13 protein-coding genes are annotated in these 16,871 nt (G+C 52.9%); all 13 read right to left on the reverse strand.

The window, feature by feature from the left end; all coding sequences use genetic code 11:
• Positions 1-74: 74 nt before the first annotated feature.
• Positions 75-2,069: a nucleoside-diphosphate sugar epimerase/dehydratase gene (locus tag CAF80_RS26375; RefSeq protein WP_085668129.1), complete on the reverse strand. Its 1,995-nt coding sequence runs from the start codon at positions 2,067-2,069 to the stop codon at positions 75-77.
• Between the two features lie 147 nt (positions 2,070-2,216).
• Positions 2,217-3,443, reverse strand: coding sequence for a glycosyltransferase family 4 protein (locus CAF80_RS26380; protein WP_085668128.1), 1,227 nt, complete (start codon positions 3,441-3,443; stop codon positions 2,217-2,219).
• Positions 3,440-4,459 carry a glycosyltransferase gene (locus CAF80_RS26385; RefSeq protein WP_039770527.1) on the reverse strand — a complete coding sequence of 340 codons (1,020 nt, stop codon included), beginning with the start codon at positions 4,457-4,459 and terminating at the stop codon, positions 3,440-3,442. The genes CAF80_RS26380 and CAF80_RS26385 overlap by 4 nt, the downstream gene beginning before the upstream one ends.
• Before the next feature lie 5 nt (positions 4,460-4,464).
• A complete protein-coding gene (locus CAF80_RS26390; RefSeq protein WP_074688012.1) occupies positions 4,465-5,487 on the reverse strand; it encodes a glycosyltransferase in 1,023 nt (340 codons plus the stop codon).
• A gap of 49 nt (positions 5,488-5,536) precedes the next feature.
• The gene (locus CAF80_RS26395) at positions 5,537-6,535 is read right to left on the reverse strand and encodes a lysylphosphatidylglycerol synthase transmembrane domain-containing protein (protein ID WP_052266585.1); all 999 of its coding nucleotides are present in this window, start codon (positions 6,533-6,535) and stop codon (positions 5,537-5,539) included.
• 68 nt (positions 6,536-6,603) lie between these two features.
• Positions 6,604-9,036, reverse strand: a complete 2,433-nt coding sequence (locus tag CAF80_RS26400) for a hypothetical protein (protein WP_074688014.1) — start codon at positions 9,034-9,036, stop codon at positions 6,604-6,606.
• A gap of 29 nt (positions 9,037-9,065) precedes the next feature.
• Positions 9,066-9,869: a glycosyltransferase family 2 protein gene (locus CAF80_RS26405; protein WP_080770644.1), complete on the reverse strand. Its 804-nt coding sequence runs from the start codon at positions 9,867-9,869 to the stop codon at positions 9,066-9,068.
• Positions 9,870-9,922: 53 nt separating this feature from the next.
• Positions 9,923-10,969, reverse strand: a complete 1,047-nt coding sequence (locus tag CAF80_RS26410; protein WP_081353093.1) for an acyltransferase — start codon at positions 10,967-10,969, stop codon at positions 9,923-9,925.
• A 7-nt stretch (positions 10,970-10,976) separates the two neighbouring features.
• Complete coding sequence (locus tag CAF80_RS26415; protein WP_039770728.1) at positions 10,977-12,359, reverse strand: ABC transporter ATP-binding protein; 1,383 nt, start codon at positions 12,357-12,359, stop codon at positions 10,977-10,979.
• An 8-nt stretch (positions 12,360-12,367) separates the two neighbouring features.
• Complete coding sequence (locus CAF80_RS26420) at positions 12,368-13,165, reverse strand: ABC transporter permease (RefSeq protein WP_074688018.1); 798 nt, start codon at positions 13,163-13,165, stop codon at positions 12,368-12,370.
• Positions 13,162-14,385 (reverse strand): glycosyltransferase, encoded by a 1,224-nt coding sequence (locus CAF80_RS26425; RefSeq protein WP_039770534.1) that lies wholly within the window; start codon positions 14,383-14,385, stop codon positions 13,162-13,164. Before CAF80_RS26425 ends, CAF80_RS26420 begins: the two co-directional genes overlap by 4 nt.
• Positions 14,382-15,596 carry a glycosyltransferase family 4 protein gene (locus CAF80_RS26430; RefSeq protein WP_039770536.1) on the reverse strand — a complete coding sequence of 405 codons (1,215 nt, stop codon included), beginning with the start codon at positions 15,594-15,596 and terminating at the stop codon, positions 14,382-14,384. The genes CAF80_RS26425 and CAF80_RS26430 overlap by 4 nt, the downstream gene beginning before the upstream one ends.
• On the reverse strand, positions 15,593-16,750 hold the full coding sequence (locus CAF80_RS26435; RefSeq protein WP_074688020.1) for a methyltransferase domain-containing protein: 1,158 nt from the start codon (positions 16,748-16,750) through the stop codon (positions 15,593-15,595). The genes CAF80_RS26430 and CAF80_RS26435 overlap by 4 nt, the downstream gene beginning before the upstream one ends.
• Between the last annotated feature and the right edge of the window lie 121 nt (positions 16,751-16,871).

Genomic DNA, 16,871 nt, shown 5'->3' on the forward strand with positions numbered 1-16,871 from the left:
TCCGAAGCTGCTCTCCAAACTTAGGCGATGATCGGGACAAGTCAAAAATGCGTCCGTTACAGGATGTGAAACAATCAGGGTTCGAGACGGCGCTGCTGGTGAATCCAGTCGACGATCTCGCCGTCGGGGGTATAGCCGCTGACGGTTTCGCGCAGGAGCTGGCGGACACGCGCATAATCATCGAGCTCCACGGCATCGAGCAATTCGCTCAAACGGCCCTTCAACACTTCCCAGGAAAGGTAATCCTCACTAGCGCTCATGATCATAGGGTGATCAGTGGCAGACACGTTATCGCCGATCAGCAGCTCTTCATAGAGCTTCTCCCCCGGACGCAATCCTGTGAAATCGATCGCGATATCGCCCTGAGGATTGCGCTCTGAGCGCACACTCAGACCTGAAAGATGGATCATTTTCTCCGCGAGTTCGACAATTTTCACCGGCTCGCCCATGTCCAGGACGAAAACATCTCCACCCTGTCCCATGGAGCCTGCCTGAATCACCAACTGCGCGGCTTCCGGGATCGTCATAAAGTATCGGGTAATCTTCGGGTGGGTGACCGTCAATGGCCCACCGGAGCGGATTTGCTTGTGAAAAAGCGGGATCACCGACCCGGAAGATCCCAGAACATTGCCGAAACGGACCATGGTGAAACGGGTCTTGTTGACCCTGGACACATTGGCCTTGTCGCCGAACAGCACAGGAGCGATTTCACGGCTCAACGCCTGCAGGGTGAGTTCGGCCAATCGCTTGGTACTTCCCATGACATTGGTCGGACGTACCGCCTTGTCAGTGGAGATCAACACAAAATTGGCAACGCCACTCTTGAGGGCCGACTGCGCAGTATTCAAAGTGCCAATGACATTGTTCAACACGCCTTCGGCAATGTTGTGCTCAACCATCGGTACATGTTTATAAGCGGCGGCGTGATAAACAGTATCGACCCGCCAGGTCTTCATGACATCGTGTAACTTGTCCGCGTGCCGAATGGAACCGAGGATCGGCAATAACCGAACACCTATCGATTCACGAATCCCGCGCTGCTCCAGTTCGGAAAGAATGTTGTAAAGATTGAACTCACTGTGCTCGAACAAAATCAACGTGGTCGGGTTCAGTGAAAATATCTGTCGGCAAAGTTCCGAGCCAATCGAGCCTCCCGCCCCTGTCACCATGACGATCTTGCCTTTGATGCAGTGTTCCAGCAGATCATGTTGCGCGGGCACCGCATCGCGGCCGAGCAAGTCGGCAATATCGACTTCCTGGATATCCTCCACCTTGACTCGGCCGCTAGCCAAATCGGTGAAGTTGGGCACGCTGCGCACGTGGAGCGGAAAGCCTTCCAGCAGATTGAGAATTTCCCTGCGCCGCGCGCGGGTGGAAGATGGCAATGCGAGGAGAATTTCCTGCGCGCCGGTGACATCGATCATCTGCTGGATATGCTTGGGTTTGTAGACCTGCAATCCGGAAATGGAGCGATCGGCAATACTCGAGTCATCATCGATGAAGGCGACAGGACGCATGACCCGCCCCATACGCAATGCCGCCACCAACTGGTTGCCAGCTACGCCTGCACCATAGATCGCCACTTTGGTCAGCCCGTCATCGCGATTGGTGAAAGGCACATGCTGGGCAGCCGTGAACCAGTCACCCATGAAGTACTGTCGCATGCACAGGCGCAAGCCGCCGATGATGACCAGGCTCAGCCACCAGTAATTGAAAATGATCGAGCGCGGAACCACGGCTTCGTGGTTGCTGTACCAATACACCACCAACGCGAGAATCAGCGATGACAGACTGACAGCCTTGATAATGGCCACCAGCGCATCATTGCCGAAGTAGCGCATCACTGCGCGGTACATGCCGAAGCGGATAAACAGGGGGATCGCGACGATCGGCGCACAGATAAACAGCCAGACATGGACCTTGAAGGGATTGATCATTTCATCAATGCCCAAACGCACGATAAATGCCATCCACAGCGCCAGCCAGACAAGAACGACGTCCGTCAGCACCTGGATCAACCGCTTTTGTCGCCGCGGTAGTTTCAGCAAAAACATGCGCAGTCTATCCATAAGCCCCTGTTCCAATGTGCCCCACTCCTTGCATCAATCGGTGAACGCATTGTACGTAGGTAAGGATCGACGTCACAGATATATTATGACAAGAGGTCGAGGTCGCCGTTATTCCGCCATTCGAACAAGCAGAGCAAAACTCGAAGCTCAGCGGGACCTGCGCAGCGAAAGGTCATTGAAGTACTCGATCAGTTCGGAGACCCGACCGGGCAGGTAAAAGTGGTTGAGGAAAAACTCGCGTCCGCGCTGCCCCATCTCGGCAAGGCGTTGCTGATTGGTGTTATAGAGCGCCAGAACCGCATCAGCCAGCGCTTGTGGATCCTGCGCGGTACAACTCAAACCGGCGTCCGCCTCGGCCAGCATCAAAGCGGTCTGACCATTGCAACTGGCAATAATGGGTTTGCCGGCGGCGAGGTAGCTTTGGAACTTGCTGGGGATGGTTTGGGCGAAAATAGGATCGTCTCGCAGCGTTAGCAGCAAAACAGAAGACGCAGCATAAACGCTGGTGATTTCTTCAGAAGAAACACGCCCCGTCAACTCGACGTTATCCAGCCTTTCATCACGAATCTTTTGCGCAATGGTGGCTTCCATACTGCCGCTTCCGACCAGAAAGAAGCGAATATCGGAGTATTCCCGCAAAATCTTCGCCGCCTCGACAATCGTCTGGCAAGACTGTGCCACGCCAATATTGCCGGCAAAGACCACCGAAAAGTGACCGCAGAGACGACTGACATTGAAGTTATCCGGCGTCTTTGAGGTAACCGGTTCCAGCGCAGAGTTAGGGAAGAACCTGATCTTCGACCAATCACGGCAGAGGCGTTGAACAGAATCACGAAAGCCTTCTGACTGGATGAGGATCGAGTCGGAGTATCGATATATGTAACGTACAACGTACTCAATACCCTTGAGGACCTTGTCATTGTTAATGAACCCGGTCGCCTTCAAGGATTCGGGCCAGATGTCCTGAACCCACAAGGCCAGACGTGCACGTTTGAGCCATGACACGTAAATGGCCGGCAACGCCTGCAACAAAGGAGACGGCGCATAAACGAAGACAACGTCGAACTTCAATCCGCGCAATACCCAAGGAGCCAGCAAGTAGCCGGAAAGAATAAAGGACAGATAATTCAGTATCAGTCCCTTGGCCGAATTTTTCCCGCGCGGAAAAAGGGGCAAGCGTATGACCTTCGCGCCCTTGTAGTCCTCGGCCTGACAACCCAGCGAACGATATCCGGGAAAAATCCTGCCTTCGGGATAGTTGGGCTTCCCTGTCAGCACAGTGACTTCCGCTCCCTGGCTTGTCAGCTCCGCCACCACTTCATTTATATGGAAGTTTTCTGGCCAGAAATACTGTGTCCATACCAGAACCTTCATTGCATGACTTCTCTCAGAAACACCTCGGGCCCATGTATCAACTGTGCAGGCTCGTCAGACTCGAGGTGGCGTCTTACCGCCCGGGCAATCGACGTGCGCGAAGATGGATCGAATGTTTGCACTGGCTCGACGATATCCCGGACATAATCCAGTTCGGCGGCGATGATCGGCAGCTGACGTGCATTGGCTTCGATCAGCGGCAATCCCAAGGACTCGGTGGTAGAGGGATAAATCAATGCGCTCGACTGGTCGTATAACGCGCAAACTTCGCTGGAACTCAACTGGCCAAGATTGAAAACATTCAAGTCCCACTTCCGCTTCAACTCCTCGATCTGGAATGACAAAGCAGTATCGAACGGCACGGTCAACGCCAGGCTCGGGCGCAGCCCTTGTTCTGCCAGCAGGCACCACGCGGCAATCAGTTTCTGATGATTTTTATGGGGTTCCGCACTGGCCACATAGACAAAATCGTAGATTTTTTCAGCAGACACATCAGCCTGATCAACTTCAGCAAGCACAAACGGGCAGACGACCACCGGGGTTTGCTCGCCCAGAAACCCGCGAACCTGCTCCGCCATGGATGGCGTCTGTACAACGAACTTGTCGATACGCGTGGTAAACGCCCTCAGCATCAAGCGCTCGCCCCAGAGGCGAACCCTCGTTTTGATCGGATAGGATTTGAGGCTGTCTGAGGAGAGAAGGATCCTGTTTTGCAGGAAGACCGTCACTTGCCCTTTCAAAGGAAACAGCGGAACCAACCCGTGAAAGCACAAGACTGCATCGCCCGCTTTCACGCGGTTGCGCAGACGCCACTCAGCAGCCAACCGGGAAAACAACGTCGGGCGCACCCAATGCCGTTCAGCGCGCCCCGCTTTCAGGCCGGCTTTTGCCCGGACATCCAGTTGCTCGAAATCAATACTCGACTCCGCCGCGCCATAGAACGCCTGCAATAAGTTCAGGCCCCCGCCGACATGAACATTCGGTGCATGAAGAAACAGTCTTTTAGGAATATTCAAGAGAACTAACGGCCTCTGTGGGAGGGCACTAAACACGTGACGGCCTTGCGAATGACCTGCCGGCTCTGAGGCGTAAGCATGGCACGGGCGTATCGCCGCAAGCTCCTGGCAAAAACCGCGATCAATTGTGAGGCAAGCACATGCGCGAAAGAAACACCGTACTGACGCGCCATTTTGACGCTGTAAGCCGCCGCATCGTTAAAGCCTCGCTGCCATAGACCCGAGGCCAGACGCAGGTAGCTGGCTCCAATCTCTGAAGGCGACTTCCCTGGAATTTCTGAAGGATTCATCGACTTCACAAACCCGAGATAAAGATCCCCCGCCTCGCGGAAGGCAACGTCGGCGATTCGGTTGGTATCCTGATTCTCATGGCTGCGGGCACTGATCAGTGCTTCAGGTAGATGAAGGAAACGATATCTGCCCGCCATCCGGAACCACAACTCGTAGTCTTGAGTGGTTCGCAATCCTTCGTGAAATGAGCCAGCCACATCAAATGCAGTCCGCGGAATCAGCAGACTGCAGCCATGTAATGCACTTTGCGCAGTGATCCAGTACCGAAAAAACTCGGGTTGCACACTCGGCATGTAGATCCGGGCGGCCCTGTTCTTTTCGAGGCCCGTAAAAATGAAATAATCGGAATAGACAATTGTGTGCTCAGGCTCACGACCGGACAGGAAAGCAATCTGTCTGGCAATCTTATCCTCGACATACAGGTCATCGTGGCTCAGCCAGGAAAAGTACTCGCCTGTCATATGCTGGATTGCCAGATTCAGCGCAGACGCTACACCACCATTGTTTTTCTCAAGATAACGTATCGCACTGCCAAAAGACCGGGCAATGCGCTCGGTCGCACCACCATCGTTGCTGCCATCATTGACAACGATCACTTCAACATCAGCATACGTCTGGTCAAGGGCACTCTGGATTGACTCGGCCAAAAAGTCCGCACCGTTGTACACAGGTATAACGATCGACACCCGAGGCTTGAACTCTTCAGTTATCAACTTATCGCTGTTGGATAGACTCATCACGGCACCCGTATTTTTTACCGCATTTCGAAATCAGCGTACCCAACGATCAATTCAGTGTGTCCGCTTTCTTGCGGTGCCTCGCGGTGCTGTAGAACAACGATACGATCATGCCTGGAATATTGACGATCAACATGCCGACTCGAAAGCTGAAGTAGATGGTAGCGAACGGCGCGGCCCGAGCGGCGAGCTCTGCACAGACTCTGGAAAAAACCGACTCACCCACGCCTACACCGCCGGGCGTAATCGGAATCACGGAAAACAGGTTGCCAAACACTCCGGCGATGGCAGTGATCTGGGGATTGGCCGCGTAGGGAAATATCGAAGCGATGGTGATCATGCCGATAATCACAATACCCGTTGCAAGCACCGATACCGCCAGGCACAGGAGCAAAGTCGGCCACGCACGAAGGTACATGAGAATCGTAACTCCGAACGGATGCAGGTAATGACGAATCTTGATGGGCAGATAGTCAATGACGGAAAAACGAAGAGCCAGATAGATCCCCAGTAATCCGAAAACCATCCCGCCAATCAATACGTAAGCCAACGTCTGAATCAGCCCTGCATATTGAAAAATCTCGGCATCTGGTGAAATGGCCTTCGGCAGAAGAAACGAAACCAGCACGGCGATGGAAATCAATCCGATCATTGCAAAAACACGATCAGCAACAATCGACAGCAATGCGGTCGATCTACCATTCTTCAACAAGCGAAAAACTTGTACGCCTCTGATCGCATCCCCACCCGCCGCGCCAGGCAACCAGGTAGAGAAAAAGCTACCAATCAGCTGGAGGTTCAGAACCGTGCTCAAAGGAATATTGTTGCCCGTGGCGCGCAGCAGCAACCACCAGCGAAAGCCACTGATGACGATACCCAGAAAAAGACAGACCAGCGCCGGAATGAACAAATCCAGATTATCAAAAACCACCAGGATCGAACGGAAGTCGAGTTGCCCGCTGTTCAGCAAAACCCAGACCAGAACCACCGCAAGCGATAGTTTGATCAAAAGCAAAACGTGACTCTTCTTGAACAGCGAACGAAACATCATTCTTAACCTTGTTGTCTTTCAAGTGTACGGCGTTCTCGCCGACACGAGATGAGATAAATCCAGAATCAGACAGTTTTAAGCAACAGCGCGTTGATTTTAGAGTTGAAGCGCTTGCGGCGTAACGTCAGGAACAACAGCAGCGCAATCATCATGATTGAAGAGCCAATCGCCCAAGGCAGTGACTTGGGTTGATATTCCATTCGAATAAAGAAGCTGCCGGCGGGTACAACTACTCCACGGAATGCCTTGTCCACCTTGAGAATAGGCACCTTTTTCCCATTCAGAACCGCAGTCCAGTTGGAGTGCCAGGTGTCCGACAGAACCACCAGCGACTCGTGATCCGCTTCCCCGGAAAGAATCACCTCGCCATTTCGATAGGAATCTATGGAAACCGGCGCAAGGTGCTGTGCATAGTCGGAAGGCAGATCAACACTATCGTTCCCCGCCATATCGTTTGCGCTAATGGCAAATGCACGCGGCAACACACGCTTGTTCTCCATCACTCGAGTGGCCAGGCTGTGATAAACCTCCTCGAAACCGCGCGCTTTCAGTTCCGTTTCGTATGCCGTGTAAGTCAAAGGCAAAAGCGCATACTTGACCCCGAGGAAATTCATCGCATCCCAATTGATCGTGTTGGTTTGCGGCTTGTCCTGAATCAGGATCAGAGATGGAAACGAGCCCAGCGGGGTGGTTTCGTGATAACCCAGTCGCTGCGAGTTCTCGAGATTGATCGACGCGTAGAAGAAATCCCGGAATTCCGGCAAGCCGCCCTGATTGAGCGTGCTGACTTCCTGGATTTTGAACGCCGAACCCAACTCCGGATAGAGTCCACCCTGGCCGAAGTTCATTGTCCGGTAATTGCCAATGTTGTCTTTTACAAACTGCAGAGCGGGCGGCATGTTGGAAAACAGGTCATTTCTTTCGAAACGTACCATCTTACCCATGAGCATGAGTTCAACGAACATGACGACCACTACGCTACCCAGCACCGCGCGCAGAATCGTCGGACTCGATATGAATCTGGCGAACAACGCTACAGCGACGATAAGCGTCACCGCCGCTGCCAATAACTCCAGCGATTGAATCTTGTATTCCAGGCGTGGCTCCTGGAGGCCGAAAACGCCGTAGATCTTGATAAACGCCCAGATACCAAACGCCATCAGCGCCAGACAAGGCAGAATGCGGACATTCTTCGCCTGCAGGTTATGCGCCCCAAATGCGACCAGGATGATCAGCGGGAACATGATGACCGGCCACCAGTACTGGCTCCCGATATGCCCGATGATGGGTAGATGGGCAAACAGAACCTGAATCCAGACCGGATCAAAAAGCCGTACGCCGACAAAACCCGCCACGGCAATGCAGATCGCGACCAGGCACTTGAATTGCGGCATGCGCTTGGCAAGCGCACACCCTGCAAGCCCGGTTGCAACAACACCACTGTGGAAAACCGTATTGCCGATGAATGAACCGTGTCCATTGAAGGACGCTGCCAGCGGTTCAGCTGCGTTATACGATTCGAACAGATGCGACGACGAAAAGAACGACATGATGGCGTTGGGGTAACGCAATCCCCAGAAGTACCGCTTGGAATAGTCCTCAAGAGTGCCAAGGCTTTTCAGGTTTTCCAGGAACGGAAAATAGAGTGGTGCAAGGAGCAGAAATGCCCCGAACAGGCTCATACCCAGAAAAAACGAGGCAGCTACCGCGGTCTTCGCGGAGTAATTCCCACTTTGCACGCAGTTGACCAAGAAGCCGAGGATGATACAGCCCATCGCAATCAGGGACGTAATGGTGGTCGGCATGAAAGTACAGGAGAAAAACAGCGAAAACGCAAGAACCGCCATGCACCAGCGGAGTACCGAGAGCCGCGAGACAAACGCCATCGCCGCATACAGGCAGATCGGTACATACAGATAACTTTGCGTTACGTTCGAACCGAGATTCGCCGTTATGTATCCGTTTAACAGATAAAAGACGCTCGCGGCGAGTGCCGCAACTGCGGAAAGCCCCAATAACTCCCTGACAATTCGATAAGTGAAGAACACCCCGAAATAAAGTGCCAGCAAGATAACAATGTTATAGGTAAGCGACCCGCCTCCCAGCAGAGCATTTACCAGGGTCATTGCAGAAAACTTCTGATCTACAAGCGCCTCTGGCCCCAGTGCTCCGGCTGCTGAATACGGGTTCCAATAAGGAGTTTGGCCATCGCGAATACTGTTAACCATGAATTGCATCATGGGTTCAGATTGATAGGTCGCGCCACCATTATCGTTATACCCAGCCCACCATCCCGTTGTATTGGGGATGGTGTAGAAGGGTTTAAGGGGAACTGCCGTGTACGCTCCCGTAATCTGATCGGTCAATCGCAGACTGGCATCCTTGAATATCACGTCTGGAAATGCTGCCAACAACAGCAACAAGGCAACCAGGCAAGCTTCAACAGTTTTACGACTAACTCTGATTCGATCTTTTACAGCAGCAAAAAAATTATACACGGGACTTCCATTTTCTTAATTTATAGGTATCAGAACCAGTAAACCAATTTGGTTTTATGCAAAAACGCCCGGATCAAGCAATACCCGAAACCAAGACCTTCCTTGCGGAAGATAAACTTTGATACACCACGTTCACGTACACCCTGAGCGCCCGCGATGTATTTGACTTCCCCACCCATCAAGATCGACTTGAAGGTAATTTCAGGACTGATGCTGAACCGGTTTTGGCTCAGACCTACGCCCAGGGTTTCCCGACGACGGAACATCTTGAATGCGTAAGTCGAATCGGGAATGTATTGACCCAGTGCGATGCGCACTCCGATACGGAAGAAGAACTGGAAGAATTTGTATTTGAACGGAATGGTGCCGTCATCGCCTGCCTGAATGTAACGAGAGCACTGAGCAAGAATTGCACCCTTCTCCATCTCGTTGTACAGCGCCGGGATCAAATGGATCGGGTCAACAGCGTCCGCCGAGACAAAGATGCAGTAGCGACCGATACCGTGCGCTGCACCGAAACGGACCACTGCACCATAACCACGACGATGCAGAGAACGGCTGATCACGCGAACCGGCAATTCGTCCTTGTTCGCATTGCCCCACGCCATCGCCAGACTGTAGGTTTCGTCGTCGCTTTTATCGTCGACAACGATGACTTCGGTAGTGAACGCCTGATTGGCGACCGCTGCCTTCACGCTATCGAGGATACCCACGATGTTTTCCGCTTCGTTCAGGCACGGAATAACGATCGTGAGGTCGATCGGGTCTTCTACCGAAGCGTTCGGTGACTGGACGTTGTCGGGCGATGAAGGAATAGCTGCGTTTACGGTCATTTTGCTCTCTCAAATAAAGCCGTCTAAGTGCGGCTTTTATCAGAATTAAATAGTTAACCAACCAGTTTTGCGGAGTACGGTATCACACGAGTCAGTGCAGCCAGAATCAGGCACACCGCAAACGTGGACAACGACAGGCTGAAAATCGCGGAGAATGTCGACATCGATGCAAGATTCAACGTAAACCCGAACATCCCGGCCTTGATGAGATCAATTACCAGCAGGTGCATGAAGTAGACCGGGAAAACGATGCTGGACAAGAACGCAACCGGCCGCACCAGTAGCGGGGCTACGCGAATTTTCCGGATCAAATGAAATGCGGCACACGATGCAATCAGCACGTTAGGACTGAAGTACAGGAATGCGGTTTCGTCCGGAGTCGGCGACAGCGAGTTGAAGCGCCAACTGAGCAGGAATGTCGCCAGGCTTGCCAGGCAAAAGACCAGAGCACTGCACCACGCGGGAATTTTGTTCAGGATATCCGAACGTACGATATAGAACCCCAGCAGGAAATAACCCGGCCAATTGAGGAAGCTCGTCAACGTCAGGTGAGGCAGGATGCTGACCGGGAAATAGACCGTCGCCGAGTTGATCAGGAACCAAACTCCGAAGAAGTAAGCGGCCAGCCGCTTGCTGCTCAACAGTGCCACGGAAATGGGTTGCAGGACCGGCAGAAGGATGTAGACACCGATAGTCATGTAGACGAACCACAGGTGATACATCACCGGCCCGCGCAGGGCTTGAGTCAGCGCATTCGGAATATCCATCGGTTTGCCGGTCCAGTAGTTGATCCAGAAAACGTGCAATACGCTCCAGAAGGCTAATGGAATGGCAACCTTTAGAACTCTGGAAACAATCCCTCCAAGTCCTTTGGACATGTCCCGGCCCAGTAGAAGCGCACCAGAAAGCATCGCAAACAGAGGAACAGCTACACGTGCAATCGAGTCAAGTGCGTTGGCCACCAGAAAACTGTTCAGTTCGATATTTCTGAAGTCGTAGAAAATCGGCGCCGAAATATGAATGATCAACACGCCGAACATTGCAATCAGTCGACATGCATCCGCCCAGGCTAAACGTCCTGGATCTTGTTGTTGAGTCATTGTTGGCTCAATCCTTGGAGGTAAGAATGATTTTGTCCAGTGGTGCCCCGACGATCACGCCGTCGATGCTGGTAGCAACTACTTTGAAAAGGACCGCGTCATGCATCCAGTGCAGCTGCACATGCTCATGCAACGTGCCGTTGGCAATCGCTGCAACGATCGAATAATCACCCACCGCCAGTATTGGCAACTTGAAATGAAACGCAGCGTCGACCCGTTTACCGGCCCGGACTCTGATAGGCGACTCCTTGTAGGAGTGATAGGTGTTGCCACCGATCAACGGCTGCCCCAGCCGGTCTTTGATGATGAAGCCGATAATCGGCAAATCAACGTCGTGAGTGGCCTTGGCCGTAACTTTCACAACAACGTCCGCACCACCTTCACAAACGGTCAGCTGACGTCCTTTTGCATTGGTAAAGCTGACGTTGAGAATTTCTGCGCCACCTGTGCCAAACGTCGATGACTGCGGATTGAAACCGAAAGATTCAATTTCCTGAGCACCGTTGTAAATCGTTTCATCATCCTGCATGACGATGCGCTGCTCGATGATCTCGCCTTCCGGCTCCTCCTCGATGACCTCTTCAAACTCTTCGTCTTCTACTGCAACTTCTGCAACGGGGGCTGCGCCCTCGGCGCCGGTATGCTGCATGTAAAGCTGGGCGAAGTATTTTTCGCAGACATCTTTCGCCGTGCCGGCATCGCGAACGACTCCACCTTCCAGCCAGATCGCGTGATCGCAGAAAGCGGTGACAGCGGCCAGGTCATGGCTGACGAACAGAATCGTGCCGCGCTCCTGGAACTGCCGCAGGAAACGCATGCACTTCTGTGCGAAAAATGCGTCCCCTACAGACAACGCTTCATCGATGATCAGAATATCTGCATCGACATGGGCGATGACCGAAAACGCCAGACGCGCCTGCATGCCACTGGAATACGCCTTTACCGGCTGATCGATGAAGTCGCCAAGTTCGGAAAAATCGACAATCTTCTGAAAGCGCTCTTCGATGCACGACTTCTTCAACTCGAACAGACTGGCATACAGATAGATGTTCTCGCGCCCGCTGAATTCAGGGTTGAAACCCGAACCCAGTTCAAGGACTGCCGCGACTTTACCGTTGATTTTCACCGAGCCCTTCGTGGGTGTCAGGGTGCCGGTCAACAGCTGCAAGAGAGTACTTTTACCGGCACCATTTCGACCGATAACACCTACTGACTGCCCTTTGAGCACTTCGAAGTTGACATCCTTCAGCGCCAGGAAGTCTCGATAGTAGTTGCGCTTCCAGCCCAGAAAGATCTGCTTCAGACGATCATGTGGCGCATCGTAGATGTGGTATGCCTTTTCCAGACCAACCACTTCGATGACGGGCTGCGGCTTTACTTCTGTAGTCATGTCCATACTCATAAAACGTCCGCAAAGCCGTGTCTGACAGATCTGAAGAAACGCAGGCCGAGCCAGCAAACGACCAGACTGACGCAGGTGTAGATCAACAGGCCCGGAAAATTGGGAATCGCGCCGTTGATCATCACCAACCGCGCCTGTTCAACAATGAACGACAGCGGATTGAGCATGATCAGGTGACTGGCCCACTGCGGCAGCTTGTCGAGCGGATACAGAACCGGCGAGAAGAACATCAATGCCTGGGTGATGACGATCGTCAGTTGCGCAATATCTCTCAGGAACACTCCAAGCGCGCTCAGGAACCAGGTAATGCCCAACAGGCAAAGCACCAGCGGCGCAATGACGACTGGCAGAAACACGATGGTCCACTGAAGGCTGCCGTTGACGAACAGTGCAATGGCCGCCCATGCGACGATACTGAGGCACAACTGAAAAACCGCCGAGCCGATAGGTACCCAGACCAGCAACTCGACCGGAAACACCACTTTCTTGACGAAGTTGGGATTCGAAGTAATCAGGTTGGGCGCACGGTTTACGCATTCGGCAAAGAACGTAAAGACAATCAGACCGGGAAACAGCATTAATGCAAAACCGGTAATTCCCTCAACGCCAGGCCAGCGAGAAGGCAGGAAATATCCGAACACCACCGCGTACATCGCCAACGTCAGCAGCGGCGTGATCAGCGGCCACAGGACACCCAGCAGGGCGCCCTTGAATCGCATGTCCACATCGCGTTTGATGAGTTGCTTGATGAGATCGAAATGCCGGAAATGAGCAGTAAAGATATTCTGACTCAATTAGAAAGCCCTATTGATGCTTTGGTGTGATTTCCCAGAAACGCAAGAAATGACTCTTTCATGCGCTCCAGCGTGAAATCCTTCATGAAGCATGAATAGCCGTTGGCGGCAAAACGAGCGTAAGCCTCGCTGTCCTGCACAGCCCTTTCCAACTGACTGATGATGACGGAGGTATCCAGCGACTCGCACAGGAAACCGGCATCATTGGCCTTGATGTACTTCGCCGGAGAGGCGTAACTCGGCGCATGACAAAACACCGGCCGGCCTGAAGCGAAATAAGTAACAAGCTTCGATGGAAAACTGTTGCTCGACTCTTCGTGGTACTCACCGGAGAACCAGTAAGGCATGTAGAGAAGATCAGAATCGGCCAGCAGTCGAATCGTCTCGTCCTGAGTTTGCCAGCCCAGATACTCGAAATTCGAAGGACTTTGGGTAAACACCTTGAACGCGCCCCCCATCACCCGCACACGAATACGCTTGCCTGCAACTTTCCAGTTACAGGCATTCAATGCATGTTGCAGGCATTCCCATTCCGTCTGCGCGTAGAACTGACCGGCCATGGCAATGATGAACTCATCGCGATCATGCACTTTCGTAGCCGGCTGCAAGGCCAGTTCACGAGGCAACCCCGCAATCACCGGAGCATTCACGACACGGTATTTGTTCGTGTAATTCTCGGACATCGCCCACGATGCGGTCGCACAGGACGCACTGCCTTTGATGACCTGGTCGAACTCCTTGAGCAAGCGGCGACGGGTAAAACCGTCGATGAGATTCGCTTGCAGCCACCAGCCGAACGGGTCCCAGACCTGAGTCAGGAGTGGCACATTGAGTGCCTGGGTCACCTGGCGAGCCAGGCGCACCATGGTCTGCCCTTGCAGAACAACCCACACAGCATCGACTTTCTGCGTTTTGGCAAATTCGACGATCTGCGGAAGCAGCTCGCGTTGAACACGATTGGCCTGGACCAGCTCGAACGGAAAAGCCGAGAGAATCCCGGCCTTGCGCGGCAATACACGTACCGCGGCTTCCCGCGGCTTGCGAAGAAGAAGCTTGGGGACTTCGTCGAGCTCCGCAGGAATCTCCGGGTTCAGCGCAGGGTTAACCACTGCGCAGATGGCAACCTGATCCTTGGGCAAAAAGCCGACCAACCGATCCAGCACCAGACCTGCTGTAAAGTTACGGCACGGTGGTATATCAGTTAAAAGCAGTACTTTCATTTAGCAGCAACCGTTTTATAGATCTCCGCCAGCCGCTGTGCGTACAAGTCGTCGCCATAATGCTTTTCGGCGATCTCTCGTCCCTTGCGACCGCGTTCTTCACGCTCCGCCGGATTGTCGATCAGATGCTGCAGAGCGCGATAAAGCCCTTCGCCATCGTGCATCGGCACCGACACCCCGACTTCCGGTGCAAACGTCACTTCCGGCAACGATGTGCCTTCGAACACGATCACCGGCTTGCCGCAGGCGAACGCTTCAATGGCCATGACGCCAAAGGCTTCCACAATCGAAGGCATGAGGAAGATGTCGGATGCAACGAACGCATCACGGGCCAGTTCTTCATCATTGGTCCAACCCAACTCAACAAGCTGGAATCGATCCTTGAATTGCTCCATCAAACCTTTGCTGTTGAGAGTCAACAGACATACCGGCTGGTTGGCGCTGATGCGCTCCAGCGCCTGGATGATGTAAGGCAAGCCTTTAAACTGGTTATCGACCGCCCGGAAACAAATGACCAAGGCATCATCGGGAATGCCGAAGCGCTTGCGTGCATCCGGCGAAGCATTCGGATTGAAAAAGTCCAGATCCAGGCCAAAAGGCACCTGATGGATATCAACATCCTCGAAAAGAGGAGAAGCCTCGACCATATCGCGCATCCACTTGGAGGCCACGATGACATCGAACTTCGATTTGTTGTACGCACGTTTTTTGTACTGAAACAAAAAACGTGTGGTGTCCATCAACAGCGGGAAGTGGATATCCAGGTCGGGGCACTTGCCACAACCGGTCATCCAGCGTTTGCACTCGAACGGATAGACGCAATGACCTGTCATCGCCCACGGGTCATGCAGTGTCCACACTGTAGGCTTGCGCCGAGTGATCTCGGGCAAGTCGCCCAGGCTCAGATAGCCCGAGTGGATAATGTGCAGGTGCAGCACATCCGCTTCCTCGAACGCTGGCATTTTCATCATCTGCTTGGCATTCGTGTAAAGCACTGATTGCATCGAGGTCAAACGCTCAACCCGATTGAGGATCCGGTTGATTTTCCTTGTATTTTTCCCCTCGAACGTCAGCACGTCCGGGTTCTGAGTGTCCTTTTCCCAAATAAGATGCCGAGACTCGACATCGTATTTTTTTAGCAGCGGCGTAATGGAAAGACCATTAAAGCGACGACCAGGGGACTCGTAGCCATTGACCTGAAGAACTTTCATTTAAACAGAGCTCTTACTTTACGGCTGACCTTGCAACACAGGCTTTCAGTAATGCCTCGTTCCAAAGCGTTTAACTGCTCGGCGCGTGCAGACAATGCAGTTGCCTGTTGCTGGAGTTCATTCTCTCTTGCCTGAATTTGACTCTCTTTGAATGCAAGCTCTTCGCTCTTCGCAGACAACTCTGCAGCCTGAGCAGACAACTCTGCAGCCTGAGCAGACAAACCAGCGAATTCGGCCCCCAAGTCATTCAAACGTGCGAATTGCTCGGAGAACGCCTTGATACGTTCGTTGTGCTGACGAGTCTCTCGCAATAGCGCTTCAGATTTTTCCTGAGCGGCCTTCGCGAAAATGACATCCTGAGGCTCGGTTGCACCGAGCTCTATGAACAGCTCAGTCGTGCGCTGACAGGATGCAATCCCACATTTCAGATGGCTGGTGCTGATGTCACGGGCCACGACCTTTTCACCCAGAAGCGGAAAGGACTCCAGCAACCAAGGCAGGTTAGAAGTTTGACTCTCCACCACATCATTGGAATAAAGATCGTTGAAGTGATTGGCCACTTTCTGGATATTTTTAACAGCGTAGAAACCGCCGTACGGAGGAGTAATGTCCTGTCCGAGGTAATCCCGCAGATGAAGATGCTTGCAGGCAATGACATCCCAGCCAGCGAACTCTTCAGGGTACCAACCGGATTTATGATCCTGCCACTCACCGCCGTGAAGGTTCCAGCCATCCACATCGCCAGCGTGAATTTCCTGAGGCATGAAGCCTAAGGGAGTGAAGATAATGACTTGCTGACGCGCTACACGTTGACACTCAAGCAGCACTTGAGCGCCCACGTCTTTGTCCATGTGCTCGATAACGTCGATGAGAAAAATCGAATCGATCGAGCGATCCGGCATCCCGGCCAACGCCTTGCTGGCGTCCAGAGGGATAATGACTGCGTTCGCGTCCTTGAGGCTTGTCTTGAGCACTTCAACGTACTCAAGGTGCGGCTCGACACAGATCAACAATTCCGGGGTGATGTACTGTTGCGGGCGGATGCCACAACCGATATCGAGGACTGTGGATACGGACTTGATAAAACCGGCAGCTTTGTTATGGAACTCATCCCGATCACACCAGACAACACTTGCATCGACAGTCGTATTCACGTTTCTTCATCCTTTAGCATCTAACAAGCTTTAACAAACACTACCGCTTGCCGAGCTGATTATTAATCAGTGTTGATCGGTACAAACTCATCAAACAAAAAACCAGGGCATCTACAACGTC

The organism is Pseudomonas sp. B34(2017) (assembly GCF_002112915.1).
GTDB lineage: Bacteria > Pseudomonadota > Gammaproteobacteria > Pseudomonadales > Pseudomonadaceae > Aquipseudomonas > Aquipseudomonas pharyngis.

Bases quoted from the DNA above. Each gene is read 5' to 3' on its own strand.
- CAF80_RS26375 (WP_085668129.1), bottom strand. From the start codon at position 2,069: ATGGATAGACTGCGCATGTTTTTGCTGAAACTACCGCGGCGACAAAAG.
- CAF80_RS26380 (WP_085668128.1), bottom strand. From the start codon at position 3,443: ATGAAGGTTCTGGTATGGACACAGTATTTCTGGCCAGAAAACTTCCAT.
- CAF80_RS26390 (WP_074688012.1), bottom strand. From the start codon at position 5,487: ATGAGTCTATCCAACAGCGATAAGTTGATAACTGAAGAGTTCAAGCCT.
- CAF80_RS26395 (WP_052266585.1), bottom strand. From the start codon at position 6,535: ATGTTTCGTTCGCTGTTCAAGAAGAGTCACGTTTTGCTTTTGATCAAA.
- CAF80_RS26405 (WP_080770644.1), bottom strand. From the start codon at position 9,869: ATGACCGTAAACGCAGCTATTCCTTCATCGCCCGACAACGTCCAGTCA.
- CAF80_RS26410 (WP_081353093.1), bottom strand. From the start codon at position 10,969: ATGACTCAACAACAAGATCCAGGACGTTTAGCCTGGGCGGATGCATGT.
- CAF80_RS26415 (WP_039770728.1), bottom strand. From the start codon at position 12,359: ATGACTACAGAAGTAAAGCCGCAGCCCGTCATCGAAGTGGTTGGTCTG.
- CAF80_RS26425 (WP_039770534.1), bottom strand. From the start codon at position 14,385: ATGAAAGTACTGCTTTTAACTGATATACCACCGTGCCGTAACTTTACA.
- CAF80_RS26430 (WP_039770536.1), bottom strand. From the start codon at position 15,596: ATGAAAGTTCTTCAGGTCAATGGCTACGAGTCCCCTGGTCGTCGCTTT.